The sequence below is a fragment of the Pseudomonas oryzihabitans genome (assembly GCF_032027545.1).
GTDB lineage: Bacteria > Pseudomonadota > Gammaproteobacteria > Pseudomonadales > Pseudomonadaceae > Chryseomonas > Chryseomonas oryzihabitans_F.
The window spans coordinates 209,569-225,400 of the sequence record NZ_JAVSJB010000007.1 but is presented as its reverse complement, the minus strand read 5'-3'; the positions used below and the strand labels follow the sequence as shown (position 1 = coordinate 225,400).

Here is a 15,832-nt window from a genome sequence, read left to right as displayed (position 1 = left end):
CTGAACGCTTCCTCTTCGCCTCGGTCCTAAACGACGACCCCGCTGTCGGAGCCGTCGCCATGTCGCCAGTCGCACCCCAGGGCACTCGCCAGCCGAGCCATGCCCGTCCCTTCGAGTACCAGCCCCGGAATCTCCCGACGCATGGGATAGCCCTTGCGCAGGGCGTCGAACGCCTGGGCACGCGCCAGGGCCGGCAGGCCGAGGGTCGCGCGTAGCGCCGCATCGTCGTCGCGCGGATCGTAGACCGCCCGGCAGACGCGCTTGAGGGCGGTCGCCTCCGGTACCTCCTTGCCGAAAACCAAGCGCTCCAGTTGTTGTGGCGGCAGCAATTCAGCCAGGGTAAGCCGCGGCGTCATGCCGGCCCAGGCACAGAACGCCTGGTAGATCTGCGCCGTCCCACGCCATTTGCCTTCCAAACTGTGCCCGGCGATATGGGGCGTCGCGATCTGGCACAGCGTGGCCAGCTCGGGATCGATACCCGGTTCGCCCTCCCAGACATCCAGCGCCACCGCCAGCTCGGCGCCGCTCTCCAGATGAGCGCGCAGGGCGGCGTTGTCGACCACCTCGCCCCGGCAGGCATTGAGCAGCCAGGTACCTGGACGCAGGCTGGCCAGGCGCGCGGCGTCGAACAGGTGCAGGGTGCGGTGGTCGCCGTCTCGGATCAAGGGGGTGTGCAGGCAGAGCACGTCGCAGCATTCGATCAGCTCGTCGAGGTGGTGGAAATCGCCTTGCTCTGCGACCTGCCGTGGTGGATCACAGACCAGCACCGGCCAGCCCAGGCCACGCAGCACCTCGGCCAGGCGCCCCCCGACCTGGCCGGCACCGACGATGCCGTAGGTACGCCGCGCCAGGTCGGCGCTCGCACCGTCGGCCAGGGCCAGCAAGGCGCCGAGCACCCAGTCCACCACGCCCTGGGCATTGCAACCGGGGGCGTTGCTCCAGCGGATGCCGCTGCGTTCGAGATAGTCGAGATCGAGGTGATCGGTGCCTATGGTGCAGGTGCCGACGAAGCGTACCGGCGAATCCTTCAGCAGAGCCTCGTCCACCGGCGTGATGGAGCGGACCAGCAGGGCATCGGCGCGGCTCACGGCGGCGTGATCGAAGGCCCTGCCCGGCAGGCGCTCCAGCGTTGCATGGGGAGCGAAGAAGGCGTCCAGCAATGGAATGTTTTCGTCGGCGAGGATGTGCATGCCTGGGCACTCGGGGTCGGGGGACCGGCACTTTAGCAGGCCAATCACGGCAGGCAACGATCGCCGCGAGGGTTGCCAGGATAGCCATGAGGACTAGACTAGCGGCCCCGAAGCTGACCGAACGATCAAGTGACTGCCTCCCTGCCCCGCATCAGACGTGAATTCGGCGCCCTGCTGTCCCTGGCGGCGCCCATCGTCATCGCCCAGCTCTCCCATTCGGCCATGGGCTTCGTCGACGCCGTCATGGCCGGTCGCGTCGGACCGCTGGACCTAGCCGCCGTCGCCCTGGGCAACTCGGTGTGGATTCCGGTGTTCCTGCTGATGACCGGTATCCTGCTGGCCACCACGCCCAAGGTCGCCGAACGCCATGGCGGCGGGCGCATCGGAGAGATCGGCCCGCTGGTCCGCCAGGCGCTGTGGCTGGCCCTGGGCTGCGGCCTCGCCGCCAGCCTGATGCTGCTCAACGCCCGCCCCCTGCTGGTGGCCATGCACGTCGATCCCCAGTTGATCGGCCCGACCCTGCTTTATCTCAAGGGCATTGCCATGGGCCTGCCCGCGACGGCCTTCTATTATGTGCTGCGCTGCTTCAGCGATGGCCTGGGACGCACCCGCCCGGCCATGCTGGTGGGCCTCGCGGGCCTGGCGCTCAACGTACCGCTGAACTGGATTTTCATCCACGGCCACCTGGGCGTGCCGGCCCTGGGCGGCGCCGGCTGTGGCTTCGCTTCCGGCACGGTGATGTGGGCGATGCTGCTGGCCATGCTGGCGATCGTCCGCACCGAGCGCTATCGCCCCTGCGCCCTCTTCGCCCGCTTCGAGCGTCCCCACGGGCCGACGCTGCGCGCCCTGCTCGCCATCGGCGTGCCCATCGGCATCGCGGTGTTCGCCGAATCCAGCATCTTTTCCGTGGTCGCCCTGCTGATCGGCGAGCTGGGCCCCACGGTCGTCGCCGGACACCAGGTAGCGCTCAACTTTTCCGGCCTGGTGTTCATGGTCCCCCTGGCACTGGGCATGGCGGTGACGGTACGGGTCAGCCAGGCGCTAGGGCGCGGCGAACCCCGGGAGGCACGCTTCGCCGCCGGGGTCGGCATGGCCGCGGGACTGCTCTGCGCCTGCGTTTCCTGCACCCTGATGCTGACCGCGCGCACCTTCATCGCCGGGCTCTATTCCCAGGACCTGGCGGTGATCCAGCTGGCGGCCTCGCTGCTGGTATTCGCCGGCATCTTCCAGTTCTCCGACGCCATCCAGGTCACCGCCGCCGGTGCCCTGCGTGGCTACCAGGATACCCGCGCGACCATGATCATCACCCTGCTGGCCTATTGGGGCGTGGGGCTGCCGGTGGGCTGGGCGCTGGGTTTGAGCGACTGGTTCGGTGCACCGCGCGGGCCGGCCGGCCTGTGGCAGGGACTGGTGCTGGGCCTGACCTGCGCCGCCATCCTGCTCGCGGTGCGCCTGGCGCGTAGTGCCCGTCGACGCATCCACCGCGCCTAGTACGCGGCCTTGTTACACTGCCCGCCTCGTCGGACGGCCCCGCGCCGTCCAAGACGAGCGTTTCCTCCTTTCGCGAGAGTGCGGCTGCGATGATCTTTCGCCTGCTACAGTTGTTCTGTCTTTGCTTCATCCTCATCGGTCCGGCACAGGCGGCCATACCGGGCCTGCCGACCACCCAGAAGGACCAGGTCGACCCCCAGTTCGGCCAGTCCCTGGACCAGGTCATCAAGACCCTGGAAAGCGACCAGCAGCGCAATCGCCTGCTGGGGGACCTGAAGAAGCTGCAGGCCGCCCAGGCCCAGGCGGAGCCGAGCGCCTCCCAGGGCGTGATCGGCCTGATCACCGACACCCTGACCGTGGTCGAGCAGCAGTTGCAACGCGACAACCTGCGCGAGCGCTGGCAGTTCCAGCTGGAGCAGGCCGGCGCCGAGCTGGCGGCGCTGGTACCGGCGCCCGAGCAACGCCTGAATCTGCTGTCGGGATTCATCATCACCCTGGCCTTCTGGGCCGGCTGCGCCCTGGGTCTCAAGAGCCTCAGCCATCGGCTGCGGGTGAGATTCGGACTGTCCGAGGAGCTGCCGCTCAGGCCCCGCCCCCTGGACCTGGTGCGTTTCGCCCTGCGCAAACTGGCGCCCTGGCTGGTGGCCTTCGTCCTCACCCTGCTGGTGTCGCTCTGGCTGCCGGACTCCCTGGGCAAGACGGTGGCCGTGACCCTTGCCTACGCCGCGGTGACGGGCCCGCTGTTCGCCGCCACGGTGGTGATCATCTGCTCGCTGCCCAGCGGCGCCCACCGCAACCGGGCCCTCTTGATCCTGCGGCGGCGCGCCTTCCGTCCGCTGTGGATCATCGGCAGCCTGGCTGCCCTGGGCGGCGTGGCCAGCGATCCGCACCTGGCCGAGACCCTCGGGCCACACCTGGCCGCGGTCATCGCCATCGCCGCCAACGTCTGCGCCGCGCTGCTCAGCGCCCAGTTCGTGCTGAGATTCCGCCGTCCCATCGCCCACCTGATCCGCAACCAGCCGCTGGCCAAGCGCCAGGCGCTGCATGGCCTGCAGGGCGTGCGCCACCTGATCGCCCGGCTCTGGCACCTGCCGCTGCTGATCCTGGTGGCGGTTTCGGTGGTGGCCACCTTCGTCTCCGCCGGCGATACCAGCGACGCCCTGCGCCGCGCCCTGCTCAGCGCGGTACTGCTGGGCGCCGCCCTGGGCCTGAATGCCCTGGTGCGGGCGCGGCTGCTGCGGCGCCGCCATCACGGCCGTATCCAGGAGGCCTATGCCGAGCGGCTGCGATCCTTCTTCGCGTTGGTACTAGGCATCGGCATCTGGCTGACGGGCATCGAGCTGGCGCTGCGTGCCTGGGACGTCTCACTGCTCAGATTCAGCCAGGGCGACGGGCATGAGATCGCCAGCAAGTTCTTCGGCCTGGGCGGTACCCTGCTGCTGGCCTGGCTGGTGTGGATCCTGGCCGACACCGCCATCCACCGCGGCCTCAACCTGCATCGCGTGAGTCCCAACAACGCCCGCGCCCAGACCATGTTGCCGCTGATCCGCAACGTGCTGTTCCTGACCATCTTCGTCATCGCCCTGATCGTCGCCCTGGCCAACATGGGGGTGAACGTCACCCCGCTGCTGGCCGGCGCCGGCGTCATCGGCCTGGCGGTGGGCTTCGGTGCGCAGAGCCTGGTGGCCGACCTCATCACCGGGCTGTTCATCATCATCGAGGACTCCCTGGCCATCGGCGACTACGTCGACGTGGGCAACCACCTGGGTACCGTCGAAGGCCTGACCATCCGCACCGTGCGCCTGAGGGACATCGACGGCATCGTCCACACCATTCCCTTCAGCGAGATCAAGAGCATCCAGAACTACTCGCGGCAGTTCGGCTACGCCATCTTCCGCCTGCCGATTCCCCAGGCGCTGTCGGTGGACAAGGCCATCGAGATGGTCCAGGAGGTGGGCCGTTCGCTGCGCCAGGACCCATTGATGGGCCGGGACATCTGGTCACCGCTGGAATTGCAGGGCGTGGAAAGCTTCGACTCCGGCATGGCCATCCTGCGTTTTCGCTTCAAGACCGCGCCGATCAAGCAATGGGAGGTCTCGCGCGCCTTCAATCTGCGCCTCAAGCGCCACCTGGACGACGCCGGCATCGAACTGGCCTCGCCGCGCATGAACGTACGCTACGAGGTAGGCGGCTCGCCGCTGGATCAGGCGATGCGGGGCGGCGAAACGCCGAGTGAAGGCTAGGCGCGCTTCGCCAGTGCGACTGCCGGTCATCGCGGCAGGCTGGAAAAGCTTCTAGGGTGAAAGACCTCCTGCCCTGACGAGGTCCCTTCATGCCCCCGCGTACCCTGCTCTGCTACGGCGACTCCAATACCCACGGCACCCGCCCCCTCACCCAGCCCGGCGTGCTGGAACGCTTCGGCTGGGACGAGCGCTGGACCGGCGTGCTGGCCCGCGGCCTGGGTCACCACTGGCGGGTGATCGAGGAAGGCCTGCCCGCCCGCACCACGGTGCATGACGACCCTATCGATGGTCATCATAAGAACGGCCTGAGCTACCTGCGGCCTTGCCTGGAGAGCCAGCTACCGGTGGATGTACTCATCCTGATGCTGGGCACCAACGACCTGAAGGCCCGTCTTTCGGTGACGCCAGCGGACATCGCCAGCGCGCTGCAGGTGCTGCTGGAAGAGATCGGGCGCTGCAACGCCGGCCCGGACGGCACCACGCCCAAGCTGATCGTCCTGGCGCCGGCACCCATCGAGGAAGTCGGCTTTCTCGGCGAGCTCTTCGCCGGCGGCGCCGTCAAGTCGCGCCGGCTGGCCGAGCGCTATCGCCAGGTAGCGGAAGCCCAGGGCGCGGTCTTCGTCGATGCTGGCGAGATCATCCAGGTGAGCCCGGTGGACGGCGTGCATTTCGAGGCTGACCAGCATCGGCGGTTGGGAGAGCATCTGGTAGGTATCGTAAGGCGCGTGGCGGGGTAGCGCAGACTTCCACGACTTCGGGGCCCGAGGGTGGAAAACGCTGCGCGGTTTTCCACGCTACGGGTGTACATCCAGCATCGCGGTACCAGGTTCCCGTAGGAGCGGCCCATGGCCGCGATAAGCGTGGATCATGTGCGTGCACTCAATGCCAAGGCTGATTCCTCATCGCGGCCATGGGCCGCTCCTACCAGGGCTGTGAGGTAGCTTGGTCCGGTAGCGTGGACAACGGCACAGCCTGGTCCGCGACAGCCGCGGGAGCCGGGCTCATTCCACCTTCTTGCGAATCCAGTACAGATAGTGCCCTTCCGCCTCGCTACGCTCCACCAGCTCATGGCCGAGGAAGACGCAGAACTTGGGGATGTCGCGCTGGGTGGAAGGATCGGTGGCGATGACCTTGAGCAGGGCGCCAGGGGCGATGTCGCGCACCTTGTTGTGCAGCATCATCACCGGCTCCGGGCAATTCAGCCCGCTGGCGTCGAGGGTGGCATCGGCTTCGAGGGTCATGGAGTCTCCAAGAGGTAAAACGGTTGCGGCTATCTGCATTGAGAGCCTGAAGGAGGATTAGGGTTTCCGATCCAGCCGGCGCAAATGACAGGTCACTTCTTCACGGTCGTGGTAGAGCTGCTTGCAGCCGATGGTGACGCGCTGGCCGCGACCTTCGAAATGGTCGTGCAAGCGTTCGAGGATACCGGCCACTTCGCGATAGCGCTGCTTCATCGGCAGCTTGAGATTGACCACCGCCTCGCGGCAATGACCCTCGCCGATCCAGCGTTCGATCAGCGCCGCAGTGCGGGCGGGCTTCTCGACGATGTCGCAGACCATCCAATCCACCGGTCGCTTGGGGACGAAGGCGTAGCCGTCGACCTGCAGGTGCTCGACGAGGCCGGTGTCCATCAGCGCCTCGTTCATGGGACCGTTGTCCACCGCCGTCACCAGCATCTCGCGGGCCACCAGTTGCCAGGTCCAGCCACCGGGGGCGGCGCCCAGGTCGACGGCGCGCATCTCGGACGACAGCCGGGTTTCCCACTCGGCGCGGGGGATGAAGTGGTGCCAGGCCTCTTCCAGCTTGAGCGTGGAGCGACTGGGTGCCTCGCGGGGAAACCTCAGCCGTGGAATGCCCATGGGCCAGAGCGCCGCGTTGTCCGGCTCGACCAGGCCGACGAAGACTTCGCGCCCGCTGAGGAAGGTCAGCTGCAGCCGCGGCGCCTGGGCATCATCCACCAGGCGACCGGCCTTGCGCAGGGCGAGGGTCAGGGGACGCTCGAATTTCTTGCAGAAGGTGGAGAGCGCCTTGCCGTCGTTGGTATCGGGCATCTCCAGGGCCAGGCTGCCGCAGACAGGATAGCTGGCCAGCAGCTCCAGCAGCGGGCCGATGCGATCCTGCTCGGGCAAGCCGAGAAAGGCGCCACGGGACCACTGGCGGGGAAAGATCAGCCTGGAGAACTCGATGTTTTGCATCAGCCGGGCCGCACCGGTCGCGTCGCCGCAGACGAATTCGGCATAGGCCGCGCCAGGCTTGCCCTTGGCGTAGCCAGCCACACCGAGCAATGCTGCCCGCTCGCCGAGCTCGGCGCAGACCTCGCCTTCGAATCCGGTACGGCACAGCAGCAACAGGGTGTTCACGACGGAGCTTCCTCAAGGGGTCACGCAGGGCGCGCACTATACCCCAGCGCGCCCGCTGGGGAACGCCAGCGCCGCCTATCGGTCCAGTACTACACCTAGAAAAATCAGTCCGCACAGTGCTGGTTCGGGTCTCCTGCCTTTTTCGAGCCCGAACGGCCAGCGGGCAACCGTCGATAAGGAGACCCCTGATGCCAGCCCTGGATAGCCTCAACAGCCTCAAGACCCTGCAGGTCGGCGAGCGCACCTATCACTACTACAGCCTGCCCGACGCCGCCAAGACCCTGGGCAACCTCGATCAGCTACCCAAGTCGCTCAAGGTGCTGCTGGAGAACCTGCTGCGCTGGGAAGACAACCAGACCGTCACCGGCGAGGACCTCCAGGCCCTGGCCGACTGGACCAAGACCCGCTCCGCCGACCGCGAAATCCAGTATCTCCCGGCGCGAGTGCTGATGCAGGACTTCACCGGCGTACCGGCGGTGGTCGACCTGGCCGCCATGCGCGAAGCCGTGGCCAAGGCCGGCGGCGATCCGCAGCGGATCAATCCGCTCTCTCCCGTCGACCTGGTCATCGACCACTCGGTGATGGTGGACCGCTACGCCAGCGAGAACGCCTACCACGAGAATGTCGAGATCGAAATGGAGCGCAACGGTGAGCGCTACGCCTTCCTGCGCTGGGGCCAGAACGCCTTCGACAACTTCCGTGTGGTCCCGCCGGGCACCGGCATCTGCCACCAGGTCAACCTGGAATACCTGGGCCGCAGCGTCTGGACCAAGGAAGAAGATGGCAAGACCTACGCCTTCCCCGACACCCTGGTGGGTACCGATTCCCACACCACCATGATCAACGGCCTGGGCGTGCTGGGCTGGGGCGTGGGCGGCATCGAGGCCGAAGCGGCCATGCTCGGCCAACCGGTGTCCATGCTGATCCCCGAGGTAGTGGGCTTCAAGCTCACCGGCAAGCTGCGCGAGGGCATTACCGCCACCGACCTGGTGCTGACCGTGACCCAGATGCTGCGCAAGAAGGGCGTGGTAGGCAAGTTCGTCGAATTCTTCGGCGACGGCCTGGCCACCCTGCCCCTGGCCGACCGCGCCACCATCGGCAACATGGCTCCCGAGTACGGCGCCACCTGCGGCTTCTTCCCGGTGGACCAGATCACCCTGGACTACCTGCGCCTGTCCGGCCGCCCCGAAGAAACCGTACAGCTGGTGGAGGCCTATACCCAGGCCCAAGGGCTGTGGCGCAATCCCGGTGACGAGCCGGTATTCACCGACGTGCTCGAACTGGACATGGGCGAAGTCCAGTCCAGCCTGGCCGGCCCCAAGCGGCCCCAGGATCGCGTGCTGCTCGGCGAAGTGGCCAAGGCCTTCGGCGATTTCACTGCCCTGGCGCCGAAGAAAGCCGATGCGGCCAAGGCCGGTAGCAGCGTCGAGGTGCAACTCGATGGCGAGACCTTCCAGCTGGAAGACGGCGCCGTGGTCATCGCCGCCATCACCTCCTGTACCAACACGTCCAACCCCAGCGTCATGATGGCGGCCGGCTTGCTGGCGAAGAAGGCCGCCGAGAAGGGCCTGATGCGCAAGCCCTGGGTCAAGTCGTCCCTGGCCCCCGGTTCCAAGGTGGTGACCGACTACTACAACGCCGCGGGCCTCACCCCCTATCTCAACGACCTGGGCTTCGACCTGGTGGGCTACGGCTGCACCACCTGCATCGGCAACTCCGGCCCGCTGCTCGACCCCATCGAGAAAGCCATCCAGGACGCCGACCTCACCGTGGCGTCGGTGCTCTCCGGCAATCGCAACTTCGAAGGTCGGGTGCATCCGCTAGTCAAGACCAACTGGCTGGCCTCGCCGCCGCTGGTGGTGGCCTATGCCCTGGCCGGCAGCGTGAAGGTCGATCTGACCAAGGAGCCGCTGGGCACCGGCAACGATGGCCAGCCGGTCTACCTGAAGGACGTCTGGCCCAGCCAGCAGGAAGTGGCCGAGGCCGTGCAGAAGCTCGACACCGCCATGTTCCACAAGCAATACGGCGCCGTGTTCGACGGTGACGAGAAGTGGCAGGCCATCCAGGTGCCGGACGCCGAAACCTATGTCTGGGATGCCGACTCCACCTACATCCAGAATCCGCCGTTCTTCGAAGGCATCGCCGGTGATCCACCGCGCATCGCCGACATCCACGACGCGCGCATCCTGGCGCTGCTGGGCGATTCGGTGACCACTGACCACATCTCCCCCGCCGGCAACATCAAGAAGGACAGCCCCGCCGGCCGCTACCTGGCCGAGCATGGCGTGGCCTATGCCGACTTCAACTCCTATGGTTCTCGCCGCGGCAATCACGAAGTCATGATGAGAGGCACTTTCGCCAATATCCGCATCAAGAACGAGATGCTCGGTGGCGAGGAAGGCGGCAACACCATCCACGTCCCCAGCGGCGAAAAGCTGTCGATCTATGACGCGGCCATGAAGTACGAGCTGGAAAACACCCCGCTGGTGATCATCGCCGGCAAGGAATACGGCACTGGCTCTTCCCGTGACTGGGCGGCCAAGGGCACCAACCTGCTAGGCGTCAAGGCCGTGGTCGCCGAGAGCTTCGAGCGCATTCACCGATCCAACCTGGTCGGCATGGGCGTGCTGCCGTTGCAGTTCAAGGATGGCGTGGACCGCAAGTCCCTGGGGCTGACCGGCCAGGAGAAGATCGCCGTGCTGGGGATCGACGGCGTCGAGTTGCGTCCGCGCATGCCGCTGACCCTGGAGATCACCCGCGAGGACGGCAGCCTGGAAAGCGTCGAGGTGCTCTGCCGCATCGATACGGTCAACGAAGTGAGCTACTTCAAGGCCGGCGGTATCCTGCACTACGTGCTGCGGGAGTTCCTGGCCAAGCCGGCGGCCTGACCAAGGGGGGCCATGGCAACGCCCGGCAGCCTGGCTGCCGGGCGTTTTGCCGTCAGGAGGTCGCCAACAACCGGCCTGCACCTCGCCCGAACCCCTCGACCACCTCCTGCAACGGCCCGAGAAAACGTGGGTGGATCAGCCACAGCTGGATCTCCGGCTTGAAGTCCTTCAGCGGTACCGCCGCCAGGCGCTCGCGATGGGCGCTGCGGGCCAGCAGCGGTGCCGGGACCAGGCCAAGGCCCTGGCCGTCGGCCACCAGGCCGAGCTGGAGTTCGGTACCGTAGGTCTCCAGGTTGATGCGCAGCGCCTGGCCCTGCTCCGCCAAGGTGCGCTGCAGACTGGCGCGAAAGCCGCAGCCGTCGGGATTGAGTACCCAACCCTGTTCCTGGATATCGGCCAACCTTTGTGGCTTGGTTGGGGCCTGGCCGCGGGCGCAGACCACCTGCAAGGGCATGGCGCCCAGGGGCTGGGCCTGGATGCCTTCGGGAAACACCTTGTTGGCCGGAAACAGCACCAGGGCGCCATCAAGCTCGCCATGTTCGATACGGCTGACCAGTACGCTGCCCCAACCGGTCGCCACCTGGGTGCGCAGCGCCGGGTAGCGGGTGCGGATATCCTTGACGGCCTCCAGCAACAGGGCATCGCCCAGGGTCTGGGGCACACCCAGGCGCAGCAGTCCGGACGGCGGGGCATCACCCGCCACCCGCTCGCACAGGGCATCCATCTCGCGCAGGATGGCACGGCAGTGAGCATAGACTTCCTGGCCCAGGCGCGTCGGCTTGAGCGGCTTGGTGTGGCGGTCGAGCAACTCGACGCCCAGGTCCTGCTCCAGACTCTGCAGGCGTCGGGTGATGGCCGGCTGGGTAAGCCCGAGGGACAGGGCGGCGGCATTGAGGGAGCCGCTGCGGATCACCGCGACGAAGGCTTCGATATCGTCGGTCTTCATGAAGAGGCGTCTGAGTTCCGGCTGATGGACATGCGCCCCAAGCATAACGCAACGGCTCCTCATCGGTGTTGGGCTCAGCGCTGCGCCGTCTGTGCTGGCGGCGCCAGACTGCTGCCGAAGCCGTCGTAGAACAGCCGGCTGGCGTCATAGCCCTTGACCAGCCCTTCGCTGGCGAAGAAGTCGACGGTGCGCTGCGCCTCGGCGATGGCCGCCGGGGTGACCGGCCCGACACGGGTGCGCGCCCGGGCGAACCAGGCCTGGGCGATGGCGGCGTCGGCGCGGGTGCGCTCGGCCCAGGTACTGGCGTAGCGGGCCGTGTGTTCGGGATCGGCGTTGGCCCAGGTGCGGGCTCTTTGCAGGCGCTGGAGGAAGTCGGCGATAGCCTGATGCTTGGCAGCATCGCCCAGCGCCCCTTGGCTGGCGACCACGAAGCTCTGCGCCGGGATCAGGCCTTCGGCGGTGGTGAGCACCCGGGCGCCATGGCGCTGGGCCTGGGTGACATAGGGTTCCCAGGTGGCGATGGCGTCCACCGAGCCGCCTTCCAGGGCGTGGGAGGCATCCAGGGCGTTGAGGTAGCGGAAGGTCACCTGGTCGCGCGGCACCCCGGCGCGATCGAGGGCGGACAGCACCAGTTGCTGGCTCCAGGAGCCCTTCCAGAGGGCTACCGTCTTGCCCGGCAGATCTGCCAGGCGCTGGATGCTCGAATCGCCCCGCACCAGCACCGCCACCCCATCCAGGCTCTGGCGGCTGATGGCGACCACCTTGATCGGCGCGCCCAGGGCGCCGAGGAACAATGCAGGCGAATCACCGAGCAGTCCGAGGTCGAGGCTGCCGACGTTGAGCGCCTCGGCCACCGGCGAGCCGGCGGTGAATTGCTTCCACTCCAGTTGGTACGGCAGGCCCTGCAGTACTCCTGCCGCGTCCATCACGGTGCGGGTGTTGTAACTTTGGTCGCCTACTACCAGGGTGGTGGCCACTGCCTGGGCGGCGGCCAGCAGGCTGAGGGTGAGACTCACGAGGGTTTTGCGCAGCATGGGAATTCCTTAGTGCTTATTCAAAGGCTCGCGAGCTAGAGACAACAAGGCCTAGGCGGCCCCACGAAAAGACCTGAGGAAGCGGACCGGGCTCGCGAACGAGTTTACGAAGGGTAAATGAGCACTCCGACCGGGCTGGCGACCCAGGGTCTTTTCAACGCCATTTGGCCGACGCGCAGCAGACTTTGAGTCAGGTATAGGCACGGATGCCGGGATACTGGCCATTCACCGCATAGCGGCCGACCTCCAGCACCTTGTAGGCCAGGGGATCGTGCAGGCTGTGGGTGCGCACATCGCGCCAGAAGCGATCCAGGCCCAGGCGGTTATGGGTGGCGCGGGCGCCCAGGGCATCGAACACTCGGGTGGTGACGTCCAGGGCGGTACGGGCCGCCAGCACCTTGGCACTGGCCACGCTGATGGCCGTCTCGCCGCGCAGCTCGGCGGTGAAGGCGTCATCGGCGTACAGCAAGGCGTCCACCTGCCGCGCGGCGACATCGGCCAGGGCCACGGCACCCTGCAGGGCGATCCAGAGTTCGCCCATCTGGCTCAACACCAGTTGATCCTCGCTGGCCGTGGCGGCCAGGGAATGCACCCAAGGCCGCGCCTCTTCCTGGAGATAGCGCCGCGCCTCGCGCAGAACCCCCTGGGCGGCGCCGAGGTAGTACTGGGTAAAGGCAGACTGGTTGACCGGCGTGCGAATCACCGCAGCGAAGTCACCGGCATCTTCCAGGTCGCAGACCTGGGCTTCCTCGGTGCTGACCCAGACGTCGGCAAGGGTGAAACTGCCGCTGTCGCTGCGCGCCACCCCGAAGTGATCCCAGTCGTCGGCGTAGGCCAGCCCGGGGCGGTCCGCTGGCAGGGTGACCATCAGGCGCGCCCCGCTCTCCCGGTCGCGGGCGCTGATGGCGAGGCGGTCGGCGAAGGCGGCGCCGCTGCAGAACCCCTTGCGCCCGGTCAGGCGATAGCCGCCGTCGACAGGGGTGGCGAGAATGTCGTCATCGCGTGGATTGACCACCCCGGCCAGCCATAGCCGGCCTTCGGCGATCTCTGCGAGCAAACGATCACGCCGCGGCTGGGGCTCGCGGCGCAGGTTGATGGTGTTGAGCAGGTGGTAGCCAAAGAGCAGGCCCACCGAGCCGTCACCGGCGGCGATCTCGCGCAACACCCGCGTGGCCAGCGACCAGGGCTGGCCGGCGCCGCCAAGCCGCGTGGGGATCAGCACCTTGGTCAGGCCGCTGTCCTTGAGTCTCTGCAACTGGGCATCGGGGCGGACCCGGTCGCGCTCGTCGGCCACTACCCGGGCGGCGAACTCCGCGCCTATTTCGCGGGCCAGGGCCAGCCAGCCCTCGGCATCCTTGATCGTGCTCATCTAGTCCTCCAGCGGGCCGAGGCCCAGGTGGTCTCTCAGGGTCTCGCCCTGGTAGTGGCGCCGGAACAGGCCGCGGCGCTGCAGGTGCGGCACCACGCTCTCGCTGAACTCGACGAAGGAACCCGGCAGATAGCCGGGGGAAATCACGAAGCCATCGCACCCGCCGGCTTCGAACAACTCGACCAGTTGCTCGGCGATCTGGGCGCCGGTGCCCACCAGCTGCGGCACCCGCACGCTGGCAGCGTAGCTGCGGCCGAGTTCGGCCAGGGTGGTCTGGAGTCCGAACGCCGAGAGCTTCTCGACCGCGGCCGGCGGCAGATCGCCTGCCTCGGCCACCGCGCCCAGCGGGGTATCCAGGGTGAAGCGGGACAGGTCGATGTTGAGCTGCGAGCAGAGGGTGATCAGCCCGACCTCGGGCTGCGCCAGGGCGTTGTGCCTTTCCTGCTTGGCGCGGGCCTCAGCCTCGCTGCCACCGATGAAGGGCATTACCGAGGTGAGGATCTTGCAGCCATCGGGAGAGCGCCCCTGCTCCAGCACCTGACGGCGCACGTCGTCGCGAAAGGCACACATGGCGGCGAGGTTCGGCTGGATGGTGAAGATGGCCTCCGCCCAGCGCGCGCCGAAGCGCCGTCCGCGGCCGCTGGAACCGGCCTGGATCAGCACGGGGCGGCCCTGGGGGCTGCGCGGGATATTGAGCGGGCCTTCCACGCGGAACCAGTCGCCCTGGTGATTCAGAGCGCGAACCTGCGCTGGATCGGCCAGCACCCCGGCTTCCCGATCCAGGTGCAGGGCCTGCGGACCCCAGCTGCGCCAGAGCTTTACCGCCACCTCGACGAATTCGTCGGCGCGGTCGTAGCGCAGGTCGTGCTCCAGATGGCGATCCTTGCCGAACAACCGGCCTTCGCTGTCGTTCATCGAGGTGACGATGTTCCAGGCGGCGCGCCCGCGGGACAGGTGATCGAGGGTGGCGAAGGCCCGGGCGACATGGGCCGGCTCGTAGTAGGTGGTGGAGCGAGTACAGCCCAGGCCGAGGTGGCGGGTATGGGCGACCAGATAGGACAGTAGCGGCAGCGGATCGAGGCGGGTGGCGTCCTGGGCGCCCAGGCGCAGGGCGGTTTCCCGCGAGCCGCCAAGCTGGTCGCCCACGGCCAGGCGGTCGGCGAAGAACAGGAAATCGAACAGCCCTTCCTCCAGGGCCTTGGCCGCACGCACGTAGTAGTCCGGGTCGAGGAAGTCGCCCTGGGTCTCGGGGTGGCGCCAGACGGCATGGCTATGGACGACGGGACCGGCCAGCAGGAAGCCGGCGAGGTGCAGTTGGCGACTCATCGGCTGGCCTCCCGGGGCGTCTGCAGATAACGATTGAAGCTCTGGTCATAGAGCGACTGGACGTCGTAGGGCTGTTGCAGCACCCCCGCCTTGACCAGGAAATCGGCGGTCTTCTGACCATCGCTGAGGGTCTGGGCGCTGATCGGCTCGACCCAGGTGGCATCGCGGCGGAACCAGCGTTCGGCGATGGCCGGATCGGAGTTGTTGCGCTTGGCCCAGGCCTGGGCGTAGGCATCGACGTGGTCGCGGGCCCAACTACGGGCGCGTTGCAGGCGGGCGACGAAATCGCCGATGGCGGCGCGGTTCTCGTCCAGGTGCTGGGTGTTGGCTACCACGTAGACCGGGGCCGGCATCAGGTCCTTGGCGGTGACCAGCACCCGTCCACCCTGGCGCTCCACCATGCTCACGTAGGGCTCCCAGGTGGCGGTGGCGTCGAGCGTGCCCTGGCTCAAGGCGGCTACCGCCTCGGTGGGCATCAGGTAGCTGTAGCGCGGCGCATCGCTGGGCAGCCCGGCCTGTTCCAGCGCCGAGTAGACCAGTTGCTGGCTCCAGGAGCCCTTCCAGATGGCCACGCGCTTGCCGGCCAGATCCGCCACCGTCTTGATGGGTGAATTCTTGCCGACCACGATGGCGGTGCCGTCCGGGCGATTGCGGGTCACCGCCACCACCTTGACCGGTCCACCGCGGGCGGCCAGGGCGATCACCGGCGTGTCGCCGACGATGCCCAGGTCAATAGAGCCGACGTTGAGCGCCTCCACCACCGGCCCGCCGGCATTGAATCTCTTCCACTGGATCTCGTACGGCAGGTCCTTCAACTCACCGGCCTGCTCCAGCAGGGTACTGCTGTAGTAGAACTGGTCACCGATGGTGAGGGTGACCGCCTGGGCCAGGCTGGCGGAGGTACCGGCCAGCAGGCCGGCGGCGAATAGCAATCCCTTGATCACGAAGGCGTCTCCTCGAAGGGCTCGGGAGCGCTCCGTGGGTA

Annotated in this window: 12 protein-coding genes; 4 read left to right on the top strand and 8 right to left on the bottom strand. The window is 67.4% G+C overall.

The annotated features are described in order from the left end of the window. Positions 1 to 26: 26 nt before the first annotated feature. Positions 27 to 1,190 carry a 4-phosphoerythronate dehydrogenase PdxB gene (gene pdxB / locus RND78_RS14545; RefSeq protein WP_312729709.1) on the bottom strand — a complete coding sequence of 388 codons (1,164 nt, stop codon included), beginning with the start codon at positions 1,188 to 1,190 and terminating at the stop codon, positions 27 to 29. A 129-nt stretch (positions 1,191 to 1,319) separates the two neighbouring features. On the opposite strand from pdxB, the gene RND78_RS14540 reads away from it, so the two are divergent. The 3 genes from RND78_RS14540 (at position 1,320) to RND78_RS14530 (ending at position 5,661) form a co-directional block, all read left to right on the top strand. Further along, positions 1,320 to 2,681, top strand: coding sequence for an MATE family efflux transporter (locus RND78_RS14540; RefSeq protein WP_312729707.1), 1,362 nt, complete (start codon positions 1,320 to 1,322; stop codon positions 2,679 to 2,681). 89 nt (positions 2,682 to 2,770) lie between these two features. Beyond that, complete coding sequence (locus RND78_RS14535; RefSeq protein ID WP_312729705.1) at positions 2,771 to 4,924, top strand: mechanosensitive ion channel family protein; 2,154 nt, start codon at positions 2,771 to 2,773, stop codon at positions 4,922 to 4,924. Between the two features lie 89 nt (positions 4,925 to 5,013). Next, complete coding sequence (locus RND78_RS14530; protein WP_312729704.1) at positions 5,014 to 5,661, top strand: SGNH/GDSL hydrolase family protein; 648 nt, start codon at positions 5,014 to 5,016, stop codon at positions 5,659 to 5,661. A 264-nt stretch (positions 5,662 to 5,925) separates the two neighbouring features. Here the strand turns inward: RND78_RS14530 and tusA are convergent, their stop codons facing one another. Beyond that, a complete protein-coding gene (tusA, locus tag RND78_RS14525) occupies positions 5,926 to 6,165 on the bottom strand; it encodes a sulfurtransferase TusA (protein WP_312729703.1) in 240 nt (79 codons plus the stop codon). A 57-nt stretch (positions 6,166 to 6,222) separates the two neighbouring features. Continuing rightward, positions 6,223 to 7,284 carry a 23S rRNA (cytidine(2498)-2'-O)-methyltransferase RlmM gene (gene rlmM, locus RND78_RS14520; protein ID WP_312729702.1) on the bottom strand — a complete coding sequence of 354 codons (1,062 nt, stop codon included), beginning with the start codon at positions 7,282 to 7,284 and terminating at the stop codon, positions 6,223 to 6,225. Positions 7,285 to 7,472: 188 nt separating this feature from the next. On the opposite strand from rlmM, the gene acnA reads away from it, so the two are divergent. Next, positions 7,473 to 10,172, top strand: coding sequence for an aconitate hydratase AcnA (gene acnA, locus RND78_RS14515; protein WP_312729701.1), 2,700 nt, complete (start codon positions 7,473 to 7,475; stop codon positions 10,170 to 10,172). Between the two features lie 52 nt (positions 10,173 to 10,224). Here the strand turns inward: acnA and RND78_RS14510 are convergent, their stop codons facing one another. From RND78_RS14510 to RND78_RS14490, 5 genes are all read right to left on the bottom strand, one after another. After that, a complete protein-coding gene (locus tag RND78_RS14510; protein WP_312729700.1) occupies positions 10,225 to 11,118 on the bottom strand; it encodes a LysR family transcriptional regulator in 894 nt (297 codons plus the stop codon). Positions 11,119 to 11,192: 74 nt separating this feature from the next. Then, positions 11,193 to 12,152: an ABC transporter substrate-binding protein gene (locus RND78_RS14505; RefSeq protein ID WP_312729699.1), complete on the bottom strand. Its 960-nt coding sequence runs from the start codon at positions 12,150 to 12,152 to the stop codon at positions 11,193 to 11,195. 190 nt (positions 12,153 to 12,342) lie between these two features. Beyond that, entirely contained in the window at positions 12,343 to 13,521 is a 1,179-nt protein-coding gene (locus tag RND78_RS14500; RefSeq protein WP_312729698.1) for an acyl-CoA dehydrogenase family protein, read from the bottom strand. Continuing rightward, positions 13,522 to 14,847, bottom strand: coding sequence for an LLM class flavin-dependent oxidoreductase (locus RND78_RS14495; RefSeq protein WP_312729696.1), 1,326 nt, complete (start codon positions 14,845 to 14,847; stop codon positions 13,522 to 13,524). Next, positions 14,844 to 15,791 (bottom strand): ABC transporter substrate-binding protein, encoded by a 948-nt coding sequence (locus RND78_RS14490; RefSeq protein ID WP_312729694.1) that lies wholly within the window; start codon positions 15,789 to 15,791, stop codon positions 14,844 to 14,846. The genes RND78_RS14495 and RND78_RS14490 overlap by 4 nt, the downstream gene beginning before the upstream one ends. Positions 15,792 to 15,832 lie beyond the last annotated feature (41 nt).